Consider the following 16,348-nt stretch of genomic DNA (forward strand, 5'->3'; position numbering starts at 1 on the left):
TATTAGTATATTATCACATAGAATGACCCTTTGCAAGAGTTGACGCTCACAAATTAGTCTTCTTTTTTAGCGGTACTTTTTAACGATAATTCCTCAAGCTGTGCTTCATTTACAGGGCCTGGAGCGTTTGTTAATGGACAGCTTGCACTTGTTGTTTTCGGGAAAGCAATTGTATCGCGCAAGTTTGTACGTCCTGCTAAAAGCATAACAAGACGATCAAGGCCAAGCGCAATTCCACCATGTGGAGGTGTTCCATATTCGAAAGCTTCCATCAAGAAACCAAACTGTTCTTGTGCATCTTCTTCTTTCATTCCAAGCGCCTTGAACATCTTCTCTTGAACATCTCGCTCATAAATACGAAGTGACCCTCCACCAAGCTCATATCCGTTTAGAACAAGGTCATATGCTTGTGCTTTTACTTCTTCAGGAGCTGTTTCAAGTTTCTCTACGTCTTCACGAACAGGCATTGTAAATGGATGATGCGCTGCAAAATAGCGTCCTTCTTCTTCATCGTACTCAAGAAGTGGCCAATCTGTTACCCAAAGGAAATTGAATTTGCTTTCATCGATAAGCTCAAGGTCTTTTCCTAGTTTTAGACGAAGAGCACCGAGTGCACTTGCAACAACAGATGATTTGTCAGCAACAAACAGCAGTAAATCTCCTTGTTCTGCTTCAGCTAGTTTGATGATTTGTTCTTTTTCTTCATCACTGAAGAATTTAGCAATTGGTCCTTTAATTTCATCTTCTACTTTCAGCCATGCAAGACCTTTTGCACCGTAGCGAGCTGCATATTCTGTTAAGCCGTCAATGTCTTTACGAGAATATTTAGAAGCTGCTCCTTTTACGTTAAGAGCTTTTACAGCTCCACCATTTTCAATTGCACTCTTAAATACTTTAAAACCACAATCTGCAGCAAGCTCACCCATATTGATGAACTCCATCTCAAATCGCGTATCAGGCTTGTCAGAACCAAAACGGTTCATTGCTTCTTCATATGAAAGACGAGGGAATGGTGTTGGAATATCAAGTCCTTTTACTTCCTTCATCACTTTCTTCATCATTTGTTCACCAAGCTCGATAATGTCATCGATTTCTAGGAATGACATTTCAATATCCACTTGTGTGAATTCTGGCTGACGATCTGCACGTAAGTCTTCATCTCGGAAACAGCGAGCAATTTGGTAATAGCGTTCAATGCCGCCAACCATCAGAAGCTGTTTAAAAAGCTGTGGAGACTGTGGCAATGCATAAAATTCACCAGGATGCACGCGGCTTGGAACAAGGTAGCTTCGCGCTCCTTCAGGTGTATCATTTGTAAGCATTGGTGTTTCCACATCTAAGAAGCCTTGATCATCTAAAAATGAACGAATAGCTTTTGTTGTTTGATGACGCATTTTGAACGTTTCAAACATAACAGGACGACGAAGGTCCAAATAACGATATTTTAATCGAACATCTTCTGAAACTTCCACTTTGTTATCAATTGCAAAAGGAGGTGTTTTAGATTTGTTAATAACTTCAACATTTTGAACGTGAACTTCGATTTTTCCTGTTGCAAGGTTCTCGTTTACTGTGTTGGCTACACGTGCAACAACTTCACCTTCTACATGCAGGACAAACTCGCTTCGGATGCCTTCAGCAGTTTGAAGCGCTTCTTTCGAAAGATCTGGATTAAATACAACTTGTACAATCCCCGTGCGGTCGCGTAAATCAATAAAAATTAGCCCGCCTAAGTCACGGCGCGTTTGTACCCAACCTTTTAAGTGTACTTTTTCGCCAATAGCTTTTTCAGTTACTTCTCCGCAAAAGTATGATCTTTGTGTCATCTTAATTCCCCCTATAATAATTTTTCTTTCACATATGAAACAAATGACGAAAGCGAAATTTCTTCTTGTTCACCTGTTTCCATGTTCTTTACATTGATAACATTTTGCTCGAGCTCATCGTCTCCAAGGACTGCAACATATTTTGCACTAAGTCGATCAGCTGCTTTAAATTGTGCTTTTACTTTTTTATCTTGATAGTCTTTCTCCGCTGCAATTCCGCTTAGGCGAAGATCATTTACAATTGAAACAGACTTATCTTTTGCTTTATCGCCAAGTGTAACAACGTAGCAATCAATACCTTGCTCGATTGGAAGCTCAACAGACTCTGCTTCAAGAGCTGCTAGAAGACGCTCAATACTTAGGGCAAATCCAATCCCAGGAGCTTCAGGTCCCCCAATTTGCTCGGATAAACCGTTGTAACGTCCTCCTCCACATAGCGTTGTAATAGCGCCAAAGCCTTCTGCTTCGCTCATTACTTCAAATGCTGTGTGGTTGTAATAGTCCAGGCCTCGAACAAGATTTGCATCTACCTCAAACGGAATATGTAAGTCTGTTAAGTATTGCTGCACTTTTTCAAAATATTCTTTTGAGTAATCATTTAGATAATCAAGAATAGATGGAGCTGTCTTCATAAGCTCATGATTGCGATCTTTCTTACAATCAAGAATACGAAGTGGATTTGTTTCAAGACGATTTTGACAGTCTGAACAAAACTCGTTAATTCTTGGTTTAAAGTGATTAATAAGCGCATCCCTATGAGCCATTCTACTTTCTGTATCTCCAAGGCTATTTAAAACAAGCTTCAGTTTCTTCAATCCGAGCGATTGATAGAAATTCATCACAAGCGACAATACTTCTGCGTCAATGCTTGGATCATTACTTCCGATTGCTTCTACTCCAAACTGAACGAACTGACGGAAACGACCTGCCTGTGGACGCTCATAGCGAAACATTGGACCAGTATAGAAAAGTTTAATAGGTTGCGTTGGATTTCCAAACATTTTGTTCTCTACAAATGAGCGTACAACAGCTGCTGTGCCTTCTGGTCTTAGCGTAATGCTGCGTCCACCTCTGTCTTCAAACGTATACATTTCTTTTTGAACAACATCTGTTGTATCCCCTACTCCGCGTTTAAACAGTTCTGTATGTTCAAACATTGGCGTACGAATTTCTTGATAACGAAACGCACGGCAAATTTCTCTTGCTTTCTGTTCAATATACTGCCATTTCTCAACTGTTCCTGGCAGAATATCTTGGGTTCCTCTTGGGATATCAATGCTCATTTTTGTTCCTCCTTTATAAAATCCATAAAAAAAATACCTTCAACCCCCTACATATATGTAGGGACGAAAGTATTTTCGTGGTACCACCCTAGTTGAAACCACATTGGGCTCCCACTCTATTTTATAACGCAAAAATTATGCGTTCATCTCCTACTAAGAATAACTCTTTTCAAAGTGAAACCTCAGAAGTGTTCGTTCACTATACAGCAAGTAAAAATGCTTTCAGCCCAAGGCATTTTCTCTCTTTTCTTGTGGGATTATAGCTACTTTTCTCCATCAACGGCAATATATAATATTGTTTTTCGTAAACTAGCAATTGTCTTCTATATTACGAAGGAACAGGAAGATTGTCAAGAACCTTTCAATTTTACGAACGCTCTAAATGGCTTTTTAACTTTTGAATTTCACGTGATGTGACTCCAAACTCCATTCCTACGTAAAGTGGATTATTTTCAAGTGATTTCTCATGAAAATTAATATCGTGTAATGACTGATGGTATCCAAACTTCCGCTCTCCATGTTCGCTAAATTTCATCAAACCCCTCTTTTCTATGTCGAATAAATACTCTTTCTATTTTCCCTTTTTTAACAGGAATTTATACAAATGAAAAGAATATGATGTGGAGTTTAAAAAATGGAGGCGTGTTTGATTGAGTAAATTAAGACGACTGTTTCTTTTAGCTCTTATCCTTGGTGTTTGCTCCTTAACGCTAAACGTTGAAAAGCCAATTGAGGCACAAAGTGAGTTTTTAACGGTTAATGCAAGTACCCTTAATGTTCGAAGTGGGCCAAGCACAGATCATTCCATTGTAACTGTTGTTCACAATGGAGATATCTTATCGCTTATTAAACGTGATACAAGCTGGTCATATGTTCAACTTTTGAATGGAAAGAAAGGATGGGTATCAAATGTCTATTTAAAAGAAATGACACCTCTTCTCGACGGGAAAGCTCAAGCATCAACATCACCCGCTATTCCACATGACTCTCTTTCGGGTAAAACCATTATTATCGATCCTGGTCATGGTGGAGATGACAGAGGAACAACAGGGAAATTCGGAACATATGAAAAAACGCTTAATCTCAACACAGCCCTTCTTTTAAAACAGACGCTTGAAAGTCATGGGGCTCATGTTATTCTAACTAGAACAAGCGACAAAACAGTAACTTTAAAAGAACGCGTTGCTTTAGCTAATCGAAATGAAGCAGATTTGTTTGTTAGTCTGCACTATAATAGCCATAAGAATCCTTCTATTAACGGGCTTATTACGTACTATTATGAAAGTCCAAGTGCAGCTCACACGATCCATAAAGGGATTGTAAAAAATTCCCCATTAAAAGATGGAAAGACACGCTTTGGTGATTACTTTGTACTTCGAGAAAATGAGCACCCTTCCATTCTGCTTGAACTCGGCTTTTTGAGTAATGGGAAAGAAGAAGAAACGATCACTTCCTCTGATTTTCAAAGAAAAATGGCCTCCTCTATTTCAGAAGGACTAGCAGCTTATTTTTATTAAAAAAAAAGACAAATAGGATTTTTCCTATTTGTCTTTGCTTTCTAAAATAAGTGTTACAGGTCCATCATTTGTAAATGAAACGTCCATCATTGCTCCAAACGTTCCCGTTTCGACAATGATCCCTTTTTCTCTAAGTGCTCCATTAAACTCTTCATAAAGAAGTTCGGCTTTGTCTGGTTTAGCTGCTCCCATAAAGTTTGGACGACGACCTTTTCGACAATCGCCGTAAAGCGTGAACTGCGAAACAGATAAAATAGCTCCTTCAACATCTAAAAGGGATAAATTCATTTTTCCACTTTCATCTTCAAAAATGCGAAGGTTAGGAATTTTTTCAGCTAAGTACTTTACGTCTTCTTCTGTATCTTCATGTGTAACACCAACTAAAAGAACAAGTCCTTTGCTTATTGCTCCAACTGTCGTACCTTCTACTGTTACTTTAGCATCTTTTGCTCGCTGTAATACTACTTTCATTCTGAAACTCCTTGTTTAATGCATAATCCGACGAACAGAATAGATGTCTGGAATATGCTTAATTTTTTCGACTACTTTATGAAGATGACTAATGTTTGTAATCGCTAGTGACATATGAATACTTGCCATCTTATTACGGTCAGACTTGCCAGAAACGGCGGAAATATTTGTTTTGCTATCATTTACAGTTTGAAGCACTTCATTTAATAAGCCCGCACGATCATAACCTGAAATTTCAATTTCAACATTGAATTCGCGGCCTTCTTTGATATCTGACTCCCATTCAACAGGAATAAGTCGCTCTTGTGCTTCTTCTACATGTACGTTCGGACAGTCGTCACGGTGTACAGAGACACCTCGGCCTTTTGTAATAAATCCAACAATCTCGTCCCCTGGAACAGGATTACAGCACTTTGAAATGCGGACAAGCAAATTGTCGACACCTTTTACCCGTACACCTGAATCGCGTCTTTTCTTCTTTTGAACTTTGTTCGTTCTGTTCACTTCTTCAACAGTTTCTTTCAAAGCTGCTTCTTGCTGCTCTAAATCGCGTTGTTTACGCCATTTGTCCGTGAGTCGATTAGCAACTTGTAAAGCTGTAATCCCATTATATCCAACAGCTGCGTACATATCTTCTTCATTTGAAAAATTGAATTTTTCTGTAACACGCTTTAAGTTTTCAGCTGTTAGCACTTCTTTCAAGTCAAATTCCATTTGGCGAATTTCTTTTTCAACAAGCTCGCGTCCTTTTTCAATGTTTTCTTCACGCTGCTGCTTCTTGAAAAACTGGCGAATTTTATTTTTAGCTTGTGTTGTTTTAGCAAGCTTAAGCCAGTCTTGGCTTGGCCCATAAGAATGCTTAGATGTTAAAATCTCGATAATATCGCCTGTTTTCAGCTGATAATCAAGCGTCACCATCTTGCCATTTACTTTAGCACCAATCGTTTTGTTCCCAATTTCTGAGTGAATTCGATAAGAAAAATCAATTGGAACAGACCCTGAAGGAAGCTCAATGACGTCCCCTTTTGGTGTGAAAATGTATACCATATCAGCAAAAAGGTCCAGTTTTAGAGATTCCATGAATTCTTCTGCATTTGTTGATTCATTTTGAAACTCTAAGATTTCTCTAAACCATGTTAATTTCTCTTCAAATGAAGAGCCTTCACCAACTGCTTTACCTTCCTTATACGCCCAGTGTGCGGCAATTCCGTACTCAGCAATATTATGCATTTCACTCGTACGAATTTGAACCTCAAGCGGATCACCTTTTGGTCCAATAACAGTTGTATGCAAAGACTGATACATATTTGGTTTTGGCATGGCAATATAATCTTTAAACCGTCCTGGCATTGGTTTATAACATGTATGAATAATACCTAACACAGCATAACAGTCTTTGATGCTGTTAACGATAATGCGGACAGCTAAAAGATCATATATTTCATTAAACTGTTTATTTTGAAGCGCCATTTTTCGGTAAATTGAGTAAATATGCTTTGGACGCCCAGAAATTTCAGCTTTAATCTTCACATCTTCAACTTGTGCTCGAACTTCACCAATAACTTCTTCTAAATATTCTTCACGTTCTGCACGTTTCTTTTTCATCAAATTTACAATACGATAGTACTGTTGCGGATTTAGGTAGCGAAGAGACGTATCTTCTAACTCCCATTTGATTTTTGAAATCCCTAATCGATGAGCAAGCGGTGCAAAAATCTCCAGCGTTTCATTAGAAATGCGGCGCTGTTTTTCTTGTGGAAGGTGCTTCAACGTTCTCATATTATGAAGACGGTCTGCAAGCTTAATTAAAATGACGCGGATATCCTGCGCCATTGCTACAAACATTTTGCGATGATTCTCTGCTTGCTGTTCTTCTTTTGATTTATATTTAATTTTCCCAAGCTTTGTTACGCCATCAACAAGCATTGCAACTTCTGCTGTAAAAGCTTTTTCAATTTCTTCAAGAGTAACTTCTGTATCTTCTACAACATCATGTAAGAAGCCAGCCGCTACTGTTGAGGGATCCATGTCTAAATCAACGAGAATACCCGCTACTTGAATCGGATGAATAATATAAGGCTCACCTGATTTTCGATACTGATGCTGATGAGCCTCTTTTGCAAATTGGTATGCTTTTTCAACAAATAGTAAGTCTTCACCTACTAAATATTTTGCTGCATTGTCAATGACTTGTTCCGCTGTTAGCACTTGTTCATTTGCCATGCAATCACCTTTTTATTTTAAACTTTTGACAAAGGTTAGAAGATGTTTTACGCCTTCTCTCTTTTTGAGCGCCACATTTCTACCTAAAATGACAATTTGATTAATATTGTAACTATTATCATCAAAATTTTCAAAGATGTAAAGTCATTAAAGAAAAAAAGAGCACCAAGGGGCACTCTTTTCTTATTTATTCACCAGAATATTGCATTAAAGTGAATACATCATAACCGTCTAACTTCTTACGGCCATCTAAATACGTTAACTCAATTAAGAAAGCAATCCCTGCTACAACCCCACCTAGTTGCTCAATAAGTTTGATTGTTGCCTCGATTGTACCACCTGTTGCTAAAAGGTCATCTGTAATGAGTACACGCTGTCCAGGCTTAATAGCATCTTTATGCATTGTCAAAACGTCGTTTCCGTATTCTAAGCCATAGTCAACTTTAACAACTTCACGAGGAAGTTTTCCTTCTTTACGAACAGGAACAAACCCTTTGCCCATTGCATATGACACAGGGCATCCAATGATAAAACCGCGAGCCTCAGGCCCCACGATCACATCAATTTCTTTCTCTTTTGCATATTTGACGATCTCGTCTGTTGCTGCACGATACACGTCGCCATTGTCCATAAGTGTTGTAATATCCTTAAACTGAATACCTTTCTTTGGGTAATCAGGGACAATGGTAATATATTTTTTGAAATCCATTAGCTTATTTCCTCCTCATTGATCACAGAGCTTTTTCTAAAATGCTCAAAAAGCTCCTTCAATTCACCGTAGGAACGGTAAATTAACTCTTTTTCCACTTTTAGTTGTTCTTGTTTTGTTTTATAAGTGACAGACTCTATTAAATCACGTTTTGGTGTATGTTGCACTAAAGAAATCACACCATTTTCTATTGTAGCAAATTCCAGCTCAAAAAACACCTGTGACATAAAGTCAATCGTTTCCTTTGTCCATCCTTTATGGAGGGCAAGATCTTGTTTATATCGTTTAAGATCAAACGGTCCTTTTTTAAAAAGGAAGCCGTAATACCATTTAAAATGATCTCGGGTTGGGACTGTATTTAAGAAATGATCTTCCTCTGTTAAAAATAGCATATACACTCGAGCTGGTTTACATCCGCTCATTAATGTTTTTAAAGTAGCTAATGAAGGAGGAACGTCCAATAAAACAATGTCTCCTTCATAACCTTGTAGCTCTTTAATGGTCTCTGCCGAGTTTATAAGTCTCACTTGATCAATATATGAAGCAAATTCTTCTTTTTGAACCGTATTTTCGTTAAATGCAACAAGAAGCATATCTCTTGTAATATAGTCGGCTAAAAACGTTGATACTTTCCGAACTCCTCTTACATCAAAAAGCTGCCATTCTTCCACTGAAGCATCTTCAAGCATAATTTGTGGCTTGCGACGATTGTTCCATTCATTGATGGTAAGCTCCCCTACTAGAGAAACATGAGCAAGCGGCGATATTCTGTCATGAAGATAGCCAAGTCCAAATCCAACCCCGTCAAGCGAACAGTCTGAATCTCCTACAACAACTTTCAGATGAGTTTTATCCGCCCCAATTTTGCGCATTGAAGAAATCGGTACATCCTTAATAAGAACTTTTGGTTTTGGATTGCTAATACCAAAAGGGGCAAGCTTATTTAATTCCTCAATAGATTCCGTTGTAATTTCGTTAAGGGAAGCATTCACATCAATATTCACTGCTGGAATAAAGTCTTCTTCGCTGAGGAGCTCATGACCGAATTTGTTCATTTTTTCGCGTAAAAGGGGCACATTTTCTAGCTCTAAGGTCATTCCAGCTGCCATCGGATGCCCTCCAAAATGTGGTAAAATATCACGACACTTTGATAAGTTAGCAAAAAGATCGAACCCTTCGATGCTTCTTGCAGAGCCTTTAGCGATTTTCCCCTCTTCATCTATCCCAAGCACAATTGTTGGACGATAAAACTCATTTACAAGCCTTGAAGCAACAATACCAATAACACCAGGGTTCCATCCTTCTTTTGCAAGTACAAGAACTGCATTCTCCTCTGGAGGAAACTGTGTTTTTACCATTTCAATCGCTTGATCTGTAATCTCTTTTACGATAGTTCTCCGTTCTTGATTGCATTGATCAATTTCTTCTGCGAGGCTTTCTGCTTCTTCTTGATCTGCGGTCATTAAAAGGTGCACAGCTGGATCTGCTTGGTCTAGACGTCCAATAGCATTAATACGAGGACCAATGGCAAACCCAATCGTTTCCTCTGTAATTTCCTTCTGGTTTACCCCACAAACGTTCAAAAGAGCTTTCATTCCTGGGCGATTTGTATGTCTTAGATAGTGAAGCCCCTTTTGAACGATGTAGCGATTTTCATCTTGCAAAGGAACTAAATCTGCTACAGTTCCAATTGCTGCAAGCTCTACAAGGGCAGGGCTTATTTCTCCTAAAAGAGCTTGACCAATTTTCAGGGCAACCCCTACTCCTGCTAGCTCTTTAAAAGGATACCGTTCAGAAAGTTTTGGGTGAATAATAGCAAAAGCTTTTGGAAGCTCTGGGCCTGGTTCATGATGATCTGTAATAATAAGATCAAAGCCGCACTCTTCGGCAACGTCTGCTTCGTTTACCCCTGAGATTCCTGTGTCAACCGTGATAACAAGCGTATACCCTTGCTCACCAATATGACGGAAAGCTCCTTCATTTGGACCATATCCTTCTGTAAAACGATTTGGAATATAAAAATCAACGTGAGCTCCAAGCGTTCTAAGCGCTGTTAACATAACAGATGTACTGCTTACTCCGTCCGCATCGTAATCTCCATAAATCATAATCTTCTCTTCATCCCGAATAGCTCGCTGAATGCGTTCAACAACAATGTCCATATCTTTTAAAAGATATGGATCGTGCATATTTTCATCTGTTAAATATAAAAAATTTCTTGCTTCGTCTGCTGTTGTAATATCTCTATTTATTAAAAGAGAGGCAACAAGTGGTGAAACAGCGAGCTGACTTGCTAACTCCGCTGCCTTTGCAGTATCTGTTTCCTGTACTCTCCATCGCTTTTTTGAATGTAACATTTCCTTTTCACCCCTTAACCTCATACATTATACTAAAGGAAAGAGAGTCCGGCAATGAACGACTTCGAAAGCAAAAAAAGAGCTAAGGAAAATTCCTTAGCTCTTTTTCTATTAAAGAGTATCTTCTTTTTCTATACTCTTTTTTGGACCTTTTTTCATTTCTTTTTTCTTCCACACTAACCACAGCTGAGAAGCAATAAATAATGAAGAATATGCTCCAATGATTAAGCCAATTAAAAGAGCAATTGAGAAGTTTTGAATTGATTCACTTCCAAAAATAAGAAGAGCAATAACAGTAATAACAACCGTTACGATTGTGTTAATGGACCGAGTAAACGTTTCTCGTAAACTTAAGTTCACGATATTTGCAAGCTCTTTACTTGTTTTCGGTTTGAAAATCCCCATATTTTCTCGTATTCTGTCAAACGATACGATTGTATCATTGATTGAATACCCAATAATAGTCAGAACGGCAGCGATGAATGTTATATCAACCTCCAGTTGGAATAGGCTAAAGAGCGTAATAATAACAAATGCATCATGAAGCAACGCAATGACAGCGGCAAGTGCCATTTTCCATTCGAAACGAATCGATACATAAATAATGATCCCAAGTGAAGCAATCAAAACAGCATAAAGGGCATTTTTAGCAAGTTCTCGACCAATTGTTGGAGAAACCGTACTGATGCTTGGTTCTGTTCCGTATTTCTCATCAAAATGGTCTTTAATCTTAGCAATTTCGTCTTTACTTAAAGCTCCTTTGAACTGTGCTGTGGCACGTTCATTATTTTGACCTGAAAGGGTAATATCCTCTGTTTCCATATTAATCTCAGCTAATTCTTTTGTCACTTCTTGCTGTGTTAAAGCAGAATCAGCTTTAATATCAACACGCGTACCGCTTGCAAAGTCAATTCCGAGATTCAACTTCATTGTTGAAAGCAGAATAATTCCAGCAATAGTAATCACAATAGAGAGCGTGAAAAACTTTTTACTATGTTTAACAAAGTCTACTTTATCAAACTTTGTCTTTGGAAAATGATTTCCTTTATCCTCAGATAAATCTTCAATATCTTTTGGATTAACACCAAAAATTCTTGGTTTTTTATTTAATGCACGGCTGTTCACCCATAATCCTAGGAATAAACGTGTACCATATACGCATGTAATAAAACTAATTAAAATCCCGACAATAAGCATTGTTGCAAAACCCTGAACAGAACTTGTCCCAAAATAGAAAAGAACTGCTCCTGCTAAAAGCGTCGTAATGTTTGCGTCAAAAATAGTTATAAGTGAGCGTCGGTTACCTGCTTTGTAAGCGGAAGGTATTGAACGGCCACGCTTAATTTCATCTTTAATTCGCTCATACGTAATAATGTTCGCATCAACGGCCATCCCAACGTTCAGAACAAGCGCTGCGATTCCTGGCAGCGTTAAAACAGCTCCCATCCAATCATATACGAGTAGAATAAGGAAAACGTAAATCGCTAATGTAATACAAGCAATAAATCCTGGGAAGCGATAGAACGCTAGCATGAATAAGAACACAAGCCCAATACCGATGATTCCAGCGTACACCGTTGTTTCAAGAGCTGTTTGACCAAACTGAGCTCCAACGGACGTTGAATATACTTCTTTAAGCTGAACTGGAAGAGCCCCAGCATTGATGAGCTTTGCTAAATTTTGAGCTTCCTTAATATCAAAGCCACCTTCAATCGTTACTTCCTTTTGACTTAGCTTCTGATTTACACTTGCTGCTGATAAATATTTTGGATCTTGTTTTTGGCTTTCGGCTTTATAGGAATCCTTGCCTTTTTCATAATCAAGCCAAATTACAAGCAAGTTTTCACGAGTCGCAGCTTTTTGCGATAGCTCTTGCGTAATTTCTCCAAACTTCTTCGGATCCTTCAGCGTCAGCACTACGTTAGGCTGATTGTTTTGCGTATATGCTTGCTTGGCACCTTCAATTTCCGAACCGTTAAGAAGAACTTTGTCATTCACATCTCGAAACGTTAAGTTCGCCTGCGTTGAAAGCAAATCCCGTGCTTCATTCTGATCTTTTACGCCCGCAAGCTGAACACGTATGCGATGATCTCCTTCAATTTGAATATTCGGTTCGCTAACACCGAGTGCATTAACACGCTCCTCAAGCGCACTTGCCGCACTTTCTAGGGTGTCTTTTGTCATTTTCTGACCATCAATTGGCTTGACGTCATAGAGAACTTCAAAACCACCTTGTAAATCCAATCCTAAGTTAATGCGGTTGGCAATTCCATTGACTGTCGATCCCATGGTACTAAACAACAAAATAACCAAAAGAAAGAAAGCGACAATCCGACCTCTCTTTACCATGAGTTTAAAATCCTCCTTCGTTATGTAAAAAAAACATGATGATTTTCTAATCAGTACCAAACATTACAAAAAATGAATATTTAAAGCAAAATTTACTCAACATTCCTATTATGTTCGATAGACTACAAAGTGTCAAACAAGCTTTATTTACAAAAGGTCTGAAATATCTTCAAGTCCTTTTTTAGCACGATCATTCTTGAATACTTCCATTGTCATAAAGTTCATCACTTCAGATATTTTCACAGCAAGAATGTCATTCACAAGTTCATAAAGCTTCAATTCTTCAATTTTTCGCTTCTTCCACTTCTTTTGCTGAAGAAACTGCCAAACAATTTCTTCTGTTACCTCTTCATAGCCAAAAAGTCGAAATTCTTCCATCTTGCTTCTCATAGCAGGTTCTACTATTCTTCGTGACGTTCTACTAACAGCTTGTCCCATGTTCGCATTCTCCTACCTTTACTTTATCTTTAATATCTAAAAAGATTTCCTCATACTTGTCATGCTTGGCCTATTATATTGCATATGTTTTATTGTATACAATATTAATTCGTTTGAGAAGGCAGGCGAATATATGTCGAAATTTTTACAAGGCACAATAATCCTTATCATCGCAGGCTTTATAACTAAAATATTAGGATTTGTTAACAGAATTGTCATTGCGCGACTCATTGGTGAAGAAGGCGTTGGTTTATATATGATGGCAGTGCCCACATTTATCTTAGCCATCACCATTACACAACTTGGACTACCTGTTGCGATTTCAAAACTGGTTGCAGAAGCAGAGATTAAGGGAGATAGAGCACGAATCAAGAAAGTACTTGTTGTCTCGCTCTCTATCACTCTTAGCATCAGTCTTATTTTTACAACTGCTATGCTGTTTTTTGCTCCAGCAATTGCTAAAACCCTTTTAACAGATGAAAGAACCTATTACCCACTTATGGCCATCATCCCAGTGATTCCTATTATTGCTGTCTCAGCCGTTATTCGCGGTTATTTTCAAGGAAGACAGCAAATGCGACCTGCTGCTTATTCACAAATTATTGAGCAAGTTGTGCGCATTACACTTGTAGCATTCTGCATTACTCTCTTCGCCCCATATGGAGTAGAATACGCAGCAGCAGGAGCTATGCTTTCTTCGGTATTCGGAGAACTTGCATCCCTTCTCTATATGGTATACACATTTAAAAAGAAAAAGCGAGTAAAGGTGCGGAAGCGTTTCTTTCATACTCTAAAAGGTGGAAAAGAGCCTCTTTATGATTTATTAAAAATTGCACTTCCTACAACAGGTGGTAGGATGATTGGCTCCCTTTCTTGGTTTTTAGAGCCCATTGTTGTTACGCATTCACTTGCCATTGCAGGAGTCGCCACAGCTCTCGCTACAAAACAATATGGGATGTTAGCAGGTTTTGCTCTTCCTGTTCTTATGCTTCCGTCCTTTATTACAAACTCGCTCTCAACATCACTTGTTCCTGCTATTAGTGAAGCAGCAGCAGAAAATAAAAACAGGCTTATTCAATACCGCCTTCATCAAGCACTACGCTTATCTTTTTTAACTGGTGGGCTTTCTGTTGTTGTTTTATACGTTTTCGCCCAACCGATTATGCTGCTTATGTATGGTACAGTAAACGGCGCCTTCTTTATTCAAATTATGGCCCCTTTGTTTATTTTCTATTACTTGCAAGGGCCTCTTCAAGCAACGCTTCAAGCCTTAAATTTAGCTCAAGCCGCCATGATTAACAGCCTTATTGGAGCGATTGCTAAGCTCAGCCTTATTTTTGCGCTTGCAACACAGCCTCATTTTGGCATTAAAGGAGCAGCATTAGGCATTATGGCGGGAATGACTATTGTTACATTTCTTCATCTCGCAACTGTTATAAAGGCAATCTCTTTTGTTGTATATATAAGAGATTATATAAAAAGCTTTATTGTAATGGTGATAACAGGGGTTGCAGGGCACTATATATACGAAACTATTCCCTCATCTGTTTCACTTTCATTACGAACAATCTTTTCCATCGCTGTACTTAGTTTTATCTATATTATTCTCCTAAAAGGCTTTAAACTTGTAACTCAAGAAGAATTAAGGCGATTTTCTCCGCTTCGGTTCATTAAAAAACACACTAAACGCTAAATGTTTAGTGTGTTTCTATGTCCTTTTCATCAATGTAAAACTTCCCCTGATTAAAACTGCAGTACGAAATTTTTTCAAAACTGCTATATCCTCTTTTTTTCAGCTCTTTCTGAAGCCATGGCAGATCTTTGCCTGATTGCTCTAAATGATCAAATTGAATAACCCCATCTAATATGAGGGGAAGAGTAAGTGATTTTACACCTTGATCTTTCTTAATTACGGAAAGCTTTCCTGAGGTTTCTAGAATTGCAAATTCTACATCTTCAATATTTGAAACATCTTTTTCACGAAGTTGAATAAGCAAATCGTTAAAATTATAGCGCTGTTTTTTCATCTCTCTCTCCCTAATTTGACCATTTTCAATAATAATAGAAGCTCTTCCATCTAAAAGTCTCCGGACATGTTGGTTTTTAAGAGCCAAAATGGCAAATACGATTTGAAGAACTGTCAACGTTGCCATTGGAAGAAAGCTGTGAAAAATTGGAGAGCTTGTGTCTTCAATTGCCATAACAGCTATTTCTGCGATCATTAAAAAAACCACCAAATCTAGAATGCTCAGTTCGCCGATTTCTCGCTTTCCCATTAGCCTAAAAATCAGCACGATGATGAAGTAAAGAATAACAGTTCGACCAACAAGTAAAAGAAGTTCCATCTTTTCGATCCTTTCCAACTGTTTTTTATAGTTTGTACCTTTTCTGCTGAAACATGAATTCTAAATTCCCTTTCACTTGAATATGCTCGTACTAGAATACTTTTATTAAAGGAGGCTTTACATGGAGAGGTCAGGAATACCGCAAGCCATCTTAAAAGGGGTTATTGCGATTTTTATGATTGCCTTTTTAACAAGCATTGTGTTTGCTTTTCTCCTTAAATTCACAACGATTGCAGAAGATTCACTTCAGTGGATAATCACCGCTCTTTCGTTTATCGCTTTTTTTATTGGCGGCTTTATTTCCGGAAAATCAGGAGGAGAAAAAGGCTGGCTCTTAGGAGGCGCTACTGCCCTTTTATTTTCTTGCCTCGTCTTTCTTCTTCAGTTCTTAGGCTATGATGAACAGTTTTCTCTTCTTCAACTTCTTTATCATGGAGGCTTTCTCGTTGCAGCTTGCTTTGGTGGCATCATTGGAGTAAATATTGCCACAAATAAAACATAAAAAAAACGCAGCCTTAAGGCTGCGCTTTTTTTATGAATTTGTTACTTCTTGTTTAACTTGTGTTACTTCACGAATCGCTTGACGATCAAATGTTAGTTTTGAACCGTCCAGGCTTTTCACAACAATTTTGTTCTCATCAATTGCATCAATTGAACCGTGAAGGCCTCCGATTGTGACAATACGGTCGCCTTTTTTAAGTTCAGACTGCATGTTTTGTACAGCTTTTTGGCGCTTTTGCTGAGGGCGAATCAGCAAGAAATAGAAGATAACAAACATTAATAAAAGGGGCCAAATGGTATTTAGAATTTGCATGGTGTTTCCTCCTTGA

Annotated in this window: 14 protein-coding genes and 1 other annotated feature; of the genes, 3 read left to right on the plus strand and 11 right to left on the minus strand. The window is 38.3% G+C overall.

From position 1 onward, the window contains the following. Nucleotides 1-53: 53 nt before the first annotated feature. The 3 genes from aspS to BM012_RS26260 form a co-directional block, all read right to left on the minus strand. Nucleotides 54-1,826, minus strand: a complete 1,773-nt coding sequence (aspS, locus tag BM012_RS03045; protein WP_061802076.1) for an aspartate--tRNA ligase — start codon at nucleotides 1,824-1,826, stop codon at nucleotides 54-56. Nucleotides 1,827-1,837: 11 nt separating this feature from the next. After that, entirely contained in the window at nucleotides 1,838-3,109 is a 1,272-nt protein-coding gene (gene hisS, locus BM012_RS03050; protein WP_061802077.1) for a histidine--tRNA ligase, read from the minus strand. Nucleotides 3,110-3,165: 56 nt separating this feature from the next. Next, nucleotides 3,166-3,398, minus strand: a binding site (T-box leader). Nucleotides 3,399-3,476: 78 nt separating this feature from the next. Beyond that, on the minus strand, nucleotides 3,477-3,644 hold the full coding sequence (locus tag BM012_RS26260; RefSeq protein WP_161939270.1) for a hypothetical protein: 168 nt from the start codon (nucleotides 3,642-3,644) through the stop codon (nucleotides 3,477-3,479). Between the two features lie 115 nt (nucleotides 3,645-3,759). On the opposite strand from BM012_RS26260, the gene BM012_RS03055 reads away from it, so the two are divergent. Further along, nucleotides 3,760-4,626: an N-acetylmuramoyl-L-alanine amidase family protein gene (locus BM012_RS03055; RefSeq protein ID WP_082802462.1), complete on the plus strand. Its 867-nt coding sequence runs from the start codon at nucleotides 3,760-3,762 to the stop codon at nucleotides 4,624-4,626. A 24-nt stretch (nucleotides 4,627-4,650) separates the two neighbouring features. Here the strand turns inward: BM012_RS03055 and dtd are convergent, their stop codons facing one another. The 6 genes from dtd to BM012_RS03085 all read right to left on the minus strand — a co-directional run bounded on the left by dtd (nucleotide 4,651) and on the right by BM012_RS03085 (nucleotide 13,173). Then, a complete protein-coding gene (gene dtd / locus BM012_RS03060) occupies nucleotides 4,651-5,097 on the minus strand; it encodes a D-aminoacyl-tRNA deacylase (protein WP_061802078.1) in 447 nt (148 codons plus the stop codon). Between the two features lie 15 nt (nucleotides 5,098-5,112). Then, nucleotides 5,113-7,320 (minus strand): RelA/SpoT family protein, encoded by a 2,208-nt coding sequence (locus BM012_RS03065; RefSeq protein ID WP_046217875.1) that lies wholly within the window; start codon nucleotides 7,318-7,320, stop codon nucleotides 5,113-5,115. Between the two features lie 187 nt (nucleotides 7,321-7,507). Further along, a complete protein-coding gene (locus BM012_RS03070) occupies nucleotides 7,508-8,029 on the minus strand; it encodes an adenine phosphoribosyltransferase (protein ID WP_019391363.1) in 522 nt (173 codons plus the stop codon). Beyond that, nucleotides 8,029-10,386, minus strand: coding sequence for a single-stranded-DNA-specific exonuclease RecJ (recJ, locus tag BM012_RS03075; protein ID WP_061802079.1), 2,358 nt, complete (start codon nucleotides 10,384-10,386; stop codon nucleotides 8,029-8,031). Before recJ ends, BM012_RS03070 begins: the two co-directional genes overlap by 1 nt. Before the next feature lie 111 nt (nucleotides 10,387-10,497). Further along, nucleotides 10,498-12,735, minus strand: a complete 2,238-nt coding sequence (gene secDF, locus BM012_RS03080; RefSeq protein ID WP_061802080.1) for a protein translocase subunit SecDF — start codon at nucleotides 12,733-12,735, stop codon at nucleotides 10,498-10,500. Between the two features lie 147 nt (nucleotides 12,736-12,882). Next, the gene (locus tag BM012_RS03085) at nucleotides 12,883-13,173 is read right to left on the minus strand and encodes a post-transcriptional regulator (RefSeq protein WP_061802081.1); all 291 of its coding nucleotides are present in this window, start codon (nucleotides 13,171-13,173) and stop codon (nucleotides 12,883-12,885) included. A 133-nt stretch (nucleotides 13,174-13,306) separates the two neighbouring features. Between BM012_RS03085 and spoVB the strand changes: the two genes are divergently transcribed. Further along, a complete protein-coding gene (gene spoVB / locus BM012_RS03090) occupies nucleotides 13,307-14,866 on the plus strand; it encodes a stage V sporulation protein B (protein WP_061802082.1) in 1,560 nt (519 codons plus the stop codon). Nucleotides 14,867-14,870: 4 nt separating this feature from the next. On the opposite strand, the gene BM012_RS03095 is transcribed toward spoVB, so the two are convergent. Continuing rightward, the gene (locus BM012_RS03095; protein WP_061802083.1) at nucleotides 14,871-15,518 is read right to left on the minus strand and encodes a DUF421 domain-containing protein; all 648 of its coding nucleotides are present in this window, start codon (nucleotides 15,516-15,518) and stop codon (nucleotides 14,871-14,873) included. 121 nt (nucleotides 15,519-15,639) lie between these two features. On the opposite strand from BM012_RS03095, the gene BM012_RS03100 reads away from it, so the two are divergent. After that, nucleotides 15,640-16,020 carry a TIGR04086 family membrane protein gene (locus BM012_RS03100; RefSeq protein ID WP_061802084.1) on the plus strand — a complete coding sequence of 127 codons (381 nt, stop codon included), beginning with the start codon at nucleotides 15,640-15,642 and terminating at the stop codon, nucleotides 16,018-16,020. 30 nt (nucleotides 16,021-16,050) lie between these two features. Here BM012_RS03100 and yajC read toward each other — a convergent pair whose 3' ends face one another. Continuing rightward, the gene (gene yajC / locus BM012_RS03105; protein WP_061802085.1) at nucleotides 16,051-16,332 is read right to left on the minus strand and encodes a preprotein translocase subunit YajC; all 282 of its coding nucleotides are present in this window, start codon (nucleotides 16,330-16,332) and stop codon (nucleotides 16,051-16,053) included. Nucleotides 16,333-16,348: the final 16 nt, after the last annotated feature.

The sequence above is a fragment of the Priestia endophytica DSM 13796 genome (assembly GCF_900115845.1).
Taxonomy (GTDB): Bacteria; Bacillota; Bacilli; order Bacillales; family Bacillaceae_H; genus Bacillus_I; species Bacillus_I endophytica.